General features: G+C 50.2%; 9 protein-coding genes. 3 read left to right on the forward strand and 6 right to left on the reverse strand.

Annotated features, from left to right (window positions below):
- Nucleotides 1–137: 137 nt before the first annotated feature.
- Nucleotides 138–1,127 (forward strand): L-glyceraldehyde 3-phosphate reductase, encoded by a 990-nt coding sequence (mgrA, locus tag NYE29_RS04020; RefSeq protein WP_340894499.1) that lies wholly within the window; start codon nt 138–140, stop codon nt 1,125–1,127.
- 127 nt (nt 1,128–1,254) lie between these two features.
- On the forward strand, nt 1,255–2,163 hold the full coding sequence (locus NYE29_RS04025) for an aldo/keto reductase (RefSeq protein WP_340894502.1): 909 nt from the start codon (nt 1,255–1,257) through the stop codon (nt 2,161–2,163).
- A gap of 112 nt (nt 2,164–2,275) precedes the next feature.
- Here NYE29_RS04025 and NYE29_RS04030 read toward each other — a convergent pair whose 3' ends face one another.
- Nucleotides 2,276–3,010, reverse strand: coding sequence for a ZIP family metal transporter (locus NYE29_RS04030; RefSeq protein WP_083675959.1), 735 nt, complete (start codon nt 3,008–3,010; stop codon nt 2,276–2,278).
- Between the two features lie 85 nt (nt 3,011–3,095).
- Complete coding sequence (locus NYE29_RS04035) at nt 3,096–3,611, reverse strand: GNAT family N-acetyltransferase (protein ID WP_340894506.1); 516 nt, start codon at nt 3,609–3,611, stop codon at nt 3,096–3,098.
- Nucleotides 3,612–3,962: 351 nt separating this feature from the next.
- On the opposite strand from NYE29_RS04035, the gene NYE29_RS04040 reads away from it, so the two are divergent.
- Nucleotides 3,963–6,899, forward strand: a complete 2,937-nt coding sequence (locus NYE29_RS04040; RefSeq protein ID WP_340894508.1) for an S-layer homology domain-containing protein — start codon at nt 3,963–3,965, stop codon at nt 6,897–6,899.
- Nucleotides 6,900–7,335: 436 nt separating this feature from the next.
- Here NYE29_RS04040 and NYE29_RS04045 read toward each other — a convergent pair whose 3' ends face one another.
- From NYE29_RS04045 to NYE29_RS04060, 4 genes are all read right to left on the reverse strand, one after another.
- Nucleotides 7,336–8,529, reverse strand: a complete 1,194-nt coding sequence (locus NYE29_RS04045) for an IS256 family transposase (RefSeq protein WP_340894509.1) — start codon at nt 8,527–8,529, stop codon at nt 7,336–7,338.
- Between the two features lie 754 nt (nt 8,530–9,283).
- Nucleotides 9,284–10,249: a peptide-methionine (S)-S-oxide reductase MsrA gene (gene msrA / locus NYE29_RS04050; protein ID WP_340894510.1), complete on the reverse strand. Its 966-nt coding sequence runs from the start codon at nt 10,247–10,249 to the stop codon at nt 9,284–9,286.
- Nucleotides 10,250–10,311: 62 nt separating this feature from the next.
- On the reverse strand, nt 10,312–11,109 hold the full coding sequence (locus NYE29_RS04055; RefSeq protein WP_340894511.1) for a hypothetical protein: 798 nt from the start codon (nt 11,107–11,109) through the stop codon (nt 10,312–10,314).
- Nucleotides 11,106–12,026, reverse strand: a complete 921-nt coding sequence (locus NYE29_RS04060) for an ATP-binding cassette domain-containing protein (RefSeq protein WP_076113509.1) — start codon at nt 12,024–12,026, stop codon at nt 11,106–11,108. Before NYE29_RS04060 ends, NYE29_RS04055 begins: the two co-directional genes overlap by 4 nt.
- Between the last annotated feature and the right edge of the window lie 88 nt (nt 12,027–12,114).

Raw genomic sequence — 12,114 nt, forward strand, 5'->3', positions numbered from 1 at the left:
CGCTTCCGAAGCCAGTTTTGTACGAAGTGAGGCAAAGAAGCTGATGCTTACAAAACTTAGTGATGCTTCCGAAGCGAGTTTTATTACGAAGGATGTATGAAAGTAATGCTCCATAAAACTTTTAGGAGGAAAACAAATTGTACAACGCGAATCCTGAACGCTACGACCAGATGAAATATAACCGCACCGGCCGAAGTGGCCTGCTCCTGCCTGCCATTTCGCTCGGGCTGTGGCATAACTTTGGCGGCAATGACGTCTTTGAGAACGGCCGCGCAATGGTCCGGCGGGCCTTCGATCTGGGAATTACCCATTTTGACCTCGCCAACAACTATGGTCCGCCCGCAGGCTCTGCCGAGGAGAGTTTCGGCCAAATTCTTAAGAAGGACTTCACCGCTTACCGCGATGAGCTAATCATCTCCAGCAAAGCCGGATATTACATGTGGCCCGGCCCTTATGGCGAATGGGGCTCGAAGAAAAATCTCGTTGCAAGTCTTGATCAGAGTCTGAAGCGGATGGGCCTTGATTATGTGGATATTTACTATCATCACCGTCCGGACCCGAACACGCCGCTGGAGGAAACCATGAGTGCGCTGGATCTCTTGGTGCGCCAAGGCAAAGCGCTGTATGTCGGCATTTCCAACTACAGTGCCGAGCAGGCGCGCGAGGCCGCTCAAATCCTCCGCCGTCTGGGCACACCTTGCCTGATCCACCAGCCCAACTACTCCATGATGTCCCGCTGGATTGAAGACGGCCTGCAGGATGTGCTTGCCGAAGAAGGCATCGGCACCATCGCCTTCTCGCCGCTGCAAAAAGGCATCCTGACCGACCGTTATCTGAACGGAATTACTGCGGATTCCCGCGCAGCCGGACCCAGCGTATTCCTCTCGGAGAAGGAAATTACCGAAGAGGTCATCGGCAAGGTACGCAAGCTGAATGAACTGGCTGCCGCACGCGGCCAGAAGATGTCGCAGCTTGCCTTGTCGTGGGTGCTTCGCGGCGGCAAAGTCACCTCGGCACTGATTGGCGCAAGCAAGGTAAGCCAGATCGAAGATGCCGTGGCATCCTTGAATGCCCCTGAGCTAAGCGCGGAAGAGCTGGAACAAATCGAAAAGATTTTGCAGGGATAACCCGGAGCTTAATCCTAAAGACGGCAATCGCGTCCATACAGCCAGCAGGCTAGACGGCGCGCGATGGCCGTCTTTTGGCATAGGAATGGTATAATGGACACAAAAACAGCACAGAAAGGGTTGCAGAATGAACAAAAACCGTTTGGGCCAATCCGATTTATATGTAAGTGCCATGGGCCTTGGCTGCATGTCCCTGGGGACCGATGAGACTCATGCTGCGGCGATCATTCACGAAGCGCTGGAGCAGGGCATTAATTTCCTGGATACTGCGGATCTATATGATGAGGGACGAAATGAAGAAATCATTGGCAACGCGGTGCGCCATCGGCGTGCGGACGTCATCCTGGCTACGAAGGTCGGCAACCGCAGAATCCCCGGCAAAGAAGGCTGGAGCTGGGACCCTTCCAAAGCCTATATTAAATCAGCAGTAAAAGAGAGCCTTCGCCGGCTGCAGACAGATTATATCGATCTCTATCAGCTGCATGGAGGAACGATCCAGGACCCCATCGACGAGACGATAGAGGCTTTTGAAGAATTGAAGCAGGAAGGCCTCATCCGTTATTACGGGATCTCCTCGATCCGCCCCAATGTGATCCGGGAATACGTGCAGCGCTCCGCTATTATTAGTGTGATGAGCCAATACAGCATCCTGGACAGACGGCCCGAGGAAGAGCTCCTGCCTTTACTGGCGGAGCATGGAATCAGCCTGATCGCCCGGGGGCCGCTGGCCGGAGGTATATTGACCGAGCAAGGGCGCAGCCGGACAGGCAAGGCGTACCTTGATTATGAAACCGGGGAACTGCCTGGGCTGCAGGAGCATTTGATGCAGCAATCCACTGGTTCCCGTACCCTGACGCAAACAGCGCTTCACTATCCGCTGGGGCATCCAGCTGTGGCTGCGATCATCCCCGGCGCGAGCAGTCTGATGCAGCTGAAGCTGAATATTGCAGCCGCCACGGCCTCCCCGCTCTCTCCTCAGGAGCTTGAGGCCGTCCGTAGCGCAAGCAAACCAAACCGCTACACAGTACACCTTTAATTCAATACACGAAGAAGAGAAGAGGCTATCCCTTGACTGTTGCCGCAGCCGGGATAGCCTCTTCTTCATCAAACTCTGCTGAATTAAGCCAACATCTATAATATCCTCTACGTCAGCCAAAAAACTGTGTAATGTACAGCATGGCGAGCAGTCCGAAGATAAACGAATAGGTGGAGGGCCGCTCATAGCCATGACCATGACTCTCCGGAATCAGCTCCTTATAGACGATGAAGAGCATAGCTCCGGCAGCAAAAGCCAGTCCGTAACCTACGGCATTATTATGCAAATAGCTGGCCGTGCAATACCCGATGACTGCCGACACCATCTCCATAAGTCCGGTTAAACCGGCCATAAACAATGCTTTTCGCCGGGTTGCCTGCGAATTCATCAGGAAGATGGCCAGAATCAGCCCCTCCGGCATATTTTGCGCACCAATGGCAATCGCCACCATAGGACCCAGGCTGGCCTGCTCGCTGGCATAGCTGAAACCTGTGCTGAGACCCTCGGGAATGTTGTGGATGAACAATGCGATCAAAACAAGCAGCGCCTTGGAATCCATGTTGGTGAATCCGGGTTTGTTCTCCACGTCGATATGCGGGATGTTGTTCTCGATCAGATCGAGCAGCAGCACACCGGTAATCAGTCCCAGCGTCAGAGCGATGATCCCCGACTCCCTTATCGCCTGCGGCATTAGGCCAAAGGTAGACGCTGAAACCATAATTCCGGCGGTGAAGGCGACCAGCACATCCTTCCACAGCTCGGAAAGTTTTTTCACAAACAGGATGGGAACCACTCCGAGAACAGTCGCCATCGCCGACAAAAAGCTGCCAAGCAGCGCAGTCGCCAAGTCTTCAACCCCTTTTATGGACAGGACCTCTTAGACAAGCTTATGCTAGCGGCAGCTTTCATTATGTCTGCTTGTTGATTTTTCTCTAGGGTGATGGGATCAGCGGCAAGGTCATCAGGTCCTCGTCCAGATAACTGCCGTTGAGCTTCACCGCATTCCGTTCCGTCCCGTAGCAGGTGAACCCCAGCGATTGGTACAGCCGGATGGCTGGAAGGTTATCTGAGAACACTGCCAAATTAAGGATTTCAAGTCCCGGAGACTGCCTGGCCCTCACAATCAGCTCCGTCATCAGCAAATGCCCCAGCTTCTGCTTCCGTGCCGAGGGACTCACATACATGGCGTATACATTGCCTTTATGGCTGATCTTGTCCCTGCTCTCACGGACAAATGTGACTACACCAACCAGTTCCTCCCGCCCATTAAAGCCGCCAAGCGTGAATTTACCGTCCACCGCATGAAGCCTGGTCCGGGTTGTCTCTATCGGCATTCCCAACTCCGCTTCATAGGAGCTGAGGAAAGCCTCAGGATGGTTCAACAACGACTGCAGCCGAATCTCGCGGTATATTTCCGCATCAGCAGAATTAAGAACTCTTATGTACATAGGGTGTATCCCTCCTCGGCCTGAACTGGAAGATTAATTCCAGATTGTAGGCCATTCCTTTGAATTAGCATAATATATTTTTAATATTTTAAATATAAAAACCTATTTTTCCCTTCGCTTTTGCGCAATTTTATCGTTCAATACGCCTATTTTTTTACAAAAAACTACTTTTATCTACAATAAAAAGCTAATATCACTTAGGTAGACCTATTTTTTTTCAAAGGAGGGTTAGTCTCCTAACATTCACCTTTACAAAAGTACTATTAAACGAAAGCTGGTGTCGTATTGAGAAGGAAGAACAAGGTACGCAGAAATACTCTTATTGTACTATTATGTATTTGTTTAAATCTAATGTCCTTTGGTCAAGCTTTTGCCGCATCCGGTGCTTCCGGGACTTCCGTTGCAGCAAAGGACATATCCGGCCACTGGTCAGAGAACGTCTTAAAAGAATGGCAGCAGCAAGGGTTACTTTCAGGCTATCAGGATGGAACCCTTCAGCCTGACCACAAGATTACCCGCGCGGAATTTGCAGCTTTGATTAACAAATCTTTCGGTTATACAAACACAGCGGAAATTGCTTATAAAGATGTTAAAGCATCTAATTGGTTCTACGCGGATATTGCAAAAGCAACTGCCGCAGGATACATAAAAGGATACACTGATCAGACGTTTAGACCTAACCAGCCGCTTACCCGTGAAGAAATGGCAGCCATTGTGAGCTCTATTCTTAAGCTGAGCGCCACCGATTCACCTGCTGCATTTTCGGATACAGCTGTAGGCCACCAGTGGAGCAAGCTCCAGATTAATGCCATTGCTCAAGCCGGCCTTATGAGTGGAAATGATCAAAAATTCAGACCGCTCGACACAGCCACCAGAGCAGAAGCAGTCAGTGTGCTTGACCGTGCATTGAAGTTTGCAGCGGCCAAATCCTCTGAAAAGGTCGTTTATGACAAAGCCGGGAACTATGGCCCGGAGACAGGTCTTACTACAGTAAAGGGTTCGGTATATATCGAAGCGCCCGGAGTTGTACTGAACAACACGCTTATCACAGGTGATCTGGTGATTGGTGAAGGCGTTGGCAAAGGTGATGTGACGCTAAAGAATGTCACTGTTAAAGGCACCACTACCATTGCCGGAGGCGGTAAAAACAGTATCCACGTAGTGGATTCAGTCCTGGTAACCGTCATTGTCAATAAAAAAGACGGAAGTATCCGAATCGTTACTGAAGGTGCCAGCTCGGTTGAACAGATCACGCTGCAATCCGGCGCGCTACTGGAAGAAGGCAGCGGTACAGGCAGCGGCTTCGGTAATGTCGATCTCTCCGCAGCAATTCCGGCAAATGCACAGGTATCCTTAGCCGGATCCTTCGAGACGGTGGATGTTATGGCAACCTCCATTCAAGTAAACCTGAGTTCCGGTTCGATCGGCCAGCTTCAAGTGGCTCCCGGCGCCGGAAATACGGGAATTGACATTACAGGCGGAGCACGCATCAATGCTCTAATTCTAAATGCCATTGCCAGAGTAACCGGAACAGGCTCCATTGGCACTGCCTCAATCAATGCCAACGGTTCAACTCTTGCCCAGACTCCTGAGCATGTAAACTACGGCAATAATGCTACAGCTGTCATCGGCACTCCGGTTGTTTCCGGAGGCGGCTCATCCGGTGGTTCATCTGGTGACTCATCCGGCGGTTCAAACGGCGGTTCAAACGGCAGCAATCCAGGCACTGTAACAGAGACAGTGTATGGCTTCGAAGGCGTAATTACGGATGTAGACGATCAGCCTGTAGCAGATATGACAATCCATTTCCGTAGAGGCCTCGGAGCAACTACAGGCGAAATCGCAGCAACTGTGGTTACGGATGCGGCAGGTAAATATTTTGCCAATCTGGCCCCTGGAGTTTACACCGGTGAATTATCGAAATCCGGATTTATTACTACTCACGTTGTTGGTGCTTCGCTAAGTACTCATAAGAATATTAACCAGAATGCCACAGCAATTAAAATCCCTGCCAACGACGAAATTCGAATTGTACTCACTTGGGACTTGCTTCCGCTGGATGAAGATTCACATCTGATTGGTGCTGCACCCAATAATAGATCATTCCATACCTGGTACGGCGATAGAGTATATAGTTATAATAATCAAACTTATGCCGATCTGGACCATGATGATGTAGATTCTTACGGCCCGGAGACGACCACCATTCGTAAACGTGTGGATGGAAAGTACACCTTCTTCGTTCACAACTTCAGCGGAAACGGCACAGCCCAAGCGAACACTTTAACCGCTTCCGGTGCCAAAGTAGAAATTTACAACGGCCACAATGCTACGCCTGTTAAGACGTACCACATTCCTGTTACAGACACCAAGATGCTATACTGGTACGTTTTTGATATGAACATATCCGGCAGCGAATTGACCTTTGTGGACAAGAACATGCTGACAGACACGGCTCCAAAGTCTGATCTTGATCAAGACAATGGTCAGGATACTGAGAGTCCTACTGTTAATACAAACTTCCTGAGTGTAGAAAATCATGCCGGTGCCAATGACGTTGTAAATGTGAGAAGCCTTGCACCCGGAGATGTGGTTTCCGTCTACGCAGACGAGATTGACCACAGCCAGTTGTTGCAAACTGCAACAGTGGCCGAAGGCTCAACCAGCGTTAAGCTGACAGGTCTTGATTTCGGTGCAGACAGCACCACTGTCTATATTTCCTTAAAGAAACCGAACCATTCGGAGAGCCATGCTGTACCTATATCTGTCTACTCGGAAGCACAATATGCTGAACTGGAAGCAACGGTCGCCGCTTCATTTAAGGATCAAGTACTGCCTGGCACAATGACTGTGGGAGATGTCGTTTATCTGCCTGATCCACAGCAGCCGCTGCCAAGGGATCTCCGTGTAACTGTATTGAATTATGATGGCCCATCCACAGTGACTGATGATGTATACATCCTAAGAGACTACATGGTATGGTACATGAATTACAACGGCACCGCAGATCCTGTCGACTATAGCATCAAACTGGAATTAAAACGCGACTTTTCCGCGGTTACCAAAGAAATTATTATTACGGTCCCTAGTGTATTCACCGCGCTGCCTGATTCAGTTGAACTAGCCGAAAAAATGCTGCTGGATGGCTCAACTCATCCCCGCCTTGCGGAAGCTGTAACTGCTGCCAAAGCCGTTATAAACAACACCGAAGCAACTGCGGCAGATTGGCTCGAAGCCATAAAAGCTCTTCATGAAATTTTTAATCAGATTGCAAGAGAAAACGAATAGTTCATTAAGCAGATCCAAGTATACGTACAAATTAACACCAAACAGCCAGGCTTCCCGGAGCCTGGCTGTTTGGTGTAGCTATAGCTTCTGCATTTGGTTATAGCTTCTGCGTATTGATATCCGACTTTCGCTGCAATGAGAAATAACGTAATCAAACACCGGGGGGCCCGTAATGCTAGGCAGCACTGGATTATGCAAGTAAAAAGCAGAGGTTCCCCACTTGTATGATTGCAGAAAATGCAGCAGAATTGCTCATTCTCCAGCCAAAAAATGATTCTGCTGCATTTCCTGCAGTAGATTCTAGGCAGGATGAGGTTTTGAGGTAGCGTCAAGAAGTTTGTGTAAAGAGTAGAAGTACCTCCCCGGGTACGGGTTGGGGGTGTAGGTGTTTCTGGGGGAAGGGGGAACCCCGACCCCCAGAAACAGGATTTATCAGTTACTCCTCTCCGGGTGTGGGCAAGGAAGGGTAGCGCGCTTCAAATAGCTCATTTAGCTTCTTTTTGACGGTATCCATACCAAAGCCAGGGACGACCCGTTCTGCATGACGCTCATTGTAGTCTAGCATTTCTAGATACACGATTTTCTCGGCCGCATCCATATTCGTCAAACTGTTCATCGGTTTGAGGCGCTTGCGGATTTCCTTGTTCATTCGCTCAATGGGGTTCGACGTGTAGATCGCTTTGCGGATGGATTCCGGATACTTGTAGAACGTTAGGAGTGTGGACAACTGTTCCTCCCAAGACTGCATTTCCTTCGGATACAGCTTGTTCCACTTGGCCTTGACCGTATCAAAGCTAGCCCGGGCCACTTCCTCATCCGGTGCGGTATACACCGTCTTCAGGGCTTCAATGACATCGGTTTTGTGCTCGATTCGGATTTTGGGGAACGTGGCTCGCACTTTGTGCACGACACAATGCTGCACATCCGCCTGCGGGTACGTCTCTTTAAAGGCAGCATCGAGCCCTGGAAGTCCGTCAAATACACCCAGCAGCACTTCCTGCGCTCCGCGGGTGTACAGGTCTTTAAGGACCTCCCGCCAGCCATTCGAACTCTCTTGACCGCCAACGTAGAACCCCAGGATTTGACGTTGTCCTTCTTCGTCGATACCCATCGCAAAATAGACCACCTCCCCACGGACAGTACCCCGTTTGAGCTTCACGTACAGCCCATCCAGATAGATCACGGAGTAGCGCTTGCTTAACGGTCGTTTCTGCCACTGGTGGATATCGTCAAGGACGGTAGCGGTAATATTGCTAACGGTTGTCGGAGAGTAATGGCTCCCGAACATGCTTTCAATAAAACGGGCTACATCCCGGGTTCCCATGCCCGATTTGTACATCTGGATCACCGCCTCCTCGAGCCAACCGTCCCGCCGCTGGTACGGCTCAAACAGCTGAGTTTGGAAGAGGGCCTGGCGGTCGCGGGGGACCTCCAGACCCTCCAGGTTGCCGTATTTTGTATGCAGATCTCGCGTGTAGTATCCGTTGCGGCTATTGCGTGTACCTGCTTCCTCACTGGACATGAACGCCTGGATTTCGGCACGCATGATGGATTCCATGTTGTCTTTTACAAACTGAGTGACAAGATTTTCAAATAGATTATTCAGCTGGTTTTCGGGTAAAATAGTCATCGAGTAGGGTTCCTTTCTTGGTGGACTTCGCAATCCCGAGAATACCCTACTTTTTTGTTGCCTGACTAGGCTCCAAATCTTGGTACACAACTTATTTTACGCCATCGGTTTTGAGGTAATTTCGAGCAATTTGACTGTACGAAGTACAGCAGAATCCAAATTCCGCAAGCTAGCAGCCGATTCTATTGCACAAAGTACATTAGTTTGAAACCTACATATTCATGCTGCACTTTGCGGCTTGCAGGACAACTCCCCAGCTATGGATGATACATGCTGGACCTGAGGACTGTATTTGAGGGCTATTTTTGAAGGCTGCCTTCGAAGCCTGCATTTGAAGGCTGTGGCTATGCTCAGAAGGATAGTTGTACTCTGTGCAGCTAAAACGCACAAATCAGGCCCCTTCCATGAGTTAGATGTATTTCGTACACTTAAAATTCGCAATTCAAGTCAACTACGCTAGATCGCGCAAATATAAGTGTACGGAGTACAATTATCTGTAATTTGTCTTCAAAACCCCTGAATTTAGTTGTACGAAGTACACTTAGCCGACTTCAACTGCTAATGTTCCTGCACTCACTCCAATTTATACTGCTGCTGTTAACATTACTATTGCTGCTTTCACTCCGCACTTATCACCTAATTACCTAATTGCCTAATTACCTAATTGCCTAATTACCTACTCACCTGCTGATGCTTTAATCCTCCGGCGCCGCTTCCTCACTCCTACTCAATTCCTGCGTCCCTCAATCACCCGCTACTCAAACAGACTCAAATACCGCCCCAGGCCGTTTGCCTCCAGCTCCTCCTTGGGAATAAACCGCAGTGCGGCGGAGTTGATGCGGTAGTGCTGCTTTGTTGGCTCCGGGCCGTCGTGGAACAGATGTCCCAGATAGGCTCCGCTCAGCCTGCTCCGCAGCGCCGTCCGCACTTGACCGCTGCTGTAGTCCGCTTCCCTGCGGATCAGCCTCTCCTCAATAGGTCTGGTAAAGGCGGGCCAGCCGGTGCCGGAAGCGAATTTATCGGCTGAGCTGAACAGCGGATCGCTGCTCAGCACGTCAACATACAGCCCTTCACGGAAATGGTCCCAATATTCATTCTGGTACGGCGGCTCCGTACCCTTGTTCTGCGTGACTTCATATTGCTGCCCGGTCAGCTGCTTACGTAGCCGCTCCCGGTCTTCGCGGTTGTTCCAATGCTGTTCAGCGAATTCACCTCGGCCCGAGCCCTTTAGATACATTTTATAATCCATCGGATGGGTCTTATAGTAATCCTGATGCAAAGCCTCCGCCGGATAAAACGGAGCCGCAGGCAGAATCTCCGTCACAATCGGAGCTTTGAACCGCTTGCTTGCCTTCAGCGCCTCCTTCGAGGCTTCCGCCTTCTCCCGTTGCTCTTCGCTGTGCACGAAGACCGCCGTCCGGTAGGAATAGCCCCGATCCATAAATTGCCCGCCCTTATCAGTAGGATCTATGAGCTGCCAATATATCTCCAGCAGACGCTCATACGGGAATAGCTCCGGCTCATAGGTAATCTGCACCGCCTCAATATGCCCTGTCGTCTCTGTTCCCACTTCCTCATAAGTCGGATTGACTGTATGCCCGCCGGTATAGCCAGACACCACCGAAACAATGCCCGGCAGCTCGTCGAACGGCTTGACCATACACCAGAAGCAGCCGCCGGCGAAGGTGGCGAGTTGTTGTACAGCTTTGTCTCCATTCATCCAGAACAACTCCCTCCGAATTTAGTCCAGGCACTTCATCATCCGTCCATGCTGGAATTCCATTATATATGAATATCCTGCTTCTCCAAAGAAATCAGGGCCACCGGCAAGCAAACGAGAATAACAATAACCGGAATGAGCACCGCTTGAATGTAATCTCCCGCACCCGACAGCAGGATCTGCTCCGAGTCCGCTACATACATCCCGGAAAATTTCATGATTTGCGTCATCAGGGAATGATCCGATACCCATTTCAAGAATGCCGAAGACGAATCCTTGAGATAACCTGTAAGAAGTAAATTACCGAAAATAAAGAAAAAGGTTGCCACCACAGCGGAAGCCGCTTTACGGATCAGCACCCCCAGCATCATGATTACGGCGCAATAAGCCGCCAAATACAAGATATTCAACCCGAAAGTCCTGGCCGCCTGAATGGAGTCGTCTCTTAAGCTCTCCATCCCGATAGGAGATCCGGTAACGAGCGCCGCAGCCAGGTATAAGATGGAGAAGAGTCCGAAAAATTGCAGCAGCCACCAAAAAATCGCCAGCAGCTCCAGCATATATTTACCCATATAATACCCCGGCCGGCTCTGCCCCGAAGCGATTATATTCTGCACCGAACCGTATTCAAAACCTTCTGTAGAGAAAAAGCAGGCATGCATCGGGATAACCAGATATAGGAACAGGGAGAATGAACCGGCGAGCTTTAAGGGCTGCATAGGACTGCTTAATTCATACCCGCCATGGTTCCCGATGATCACAACCAGCAGAATCGATCCCAGCACAAAAACAGCATTGATGCTTTTGAACGCCAGATCTTTTCGCAAATAATAAATTTCAGCCTGCAAAAAATTCCTCATTGACCTTTGCCTCCAATCAGATCCATATAATAGTGTTCCAGATTAGGCGCGGACAGGTTGAACCCTTCAACCGGAATTCCCTGCTGCAGGAGAACCGTCATCAGCTGCTCCAAATCTGCGGCCGCCTTAGGAATTTCAATGGCCCCGGCAGTATTGATGGAGATGTCTTCAAGCTGCAGCTTCTCCTTCAGAAGAGACATAGCAGCAGCCTGATGAGGTGTTGAAATTGTGATCATTGACTGTGCCGATTGCAGTAATTCTCCGGCAGAGACCTCTTTGATCAGCCGCCCCTGATGTATGAACCCGTATTTTGTCGCCAGCAGCTGAAGCTCACCCAGAATGTGGCTGGAGATCAATATCGTTACCCCCTGCTCATGCGCCAGCAGCTCCAGAATCCTCCGCATGTCCACAATCCCCACAGGGTCCAGCCCGTTGATGGGCTCGTCCAGCACAAGGAACTTCGGATGGTTAAGCAGCGCGATGGCAAGTCCGAGACGCTGGCGCATCCCGAGGGAATATTGCGAGGTTTTTTTGCTTCCGGCATCCGTTAACGCTACAGTCTGCAGCACCTCCCCGATTCTTGCTTTATCCTGAATTCCGAAGATCCGGCAATAAAAACCCAGGTTCTCCTCGGCGTTCATATGCGGATAAAGAGACGGCGTTTCAATCAGAAACCCAACCTGCCGCCTGGCACGGATAAGCTCCTGCTTTTCCCGCTGCCCAAACAGTGAAACTTCTCCGCTTGTCGGGTGTACAAGCCCGCCGATCACCTTCATCAGCGTACTTTTTCCGGCACCATTCTCCCCGACAAATCCGTAGATATCCCCCTCTTCAATGGTCATATTCAAATGCTGAAGCGCAAACGCGGAGCCATACTTTTTAGTCAGCTCTCTGGTTTCGAACACAAGCGGTTTCAATCAGAACACTCCTTCATCTCGCTGATATGTCTACTGGGCAACCTTATCATGGGTAAGCGGTCCGGCCACACCGTCTGCTATTTTTAGG

The organism is Paenibacillus sp. FSL M7-1046, assembly GCF_038007405.1.
Lineage (GTDB): Bacteria > Bacillota > Bacilli > Paenibacillales > Paenibacillaceae > Paenibacillus_AQ.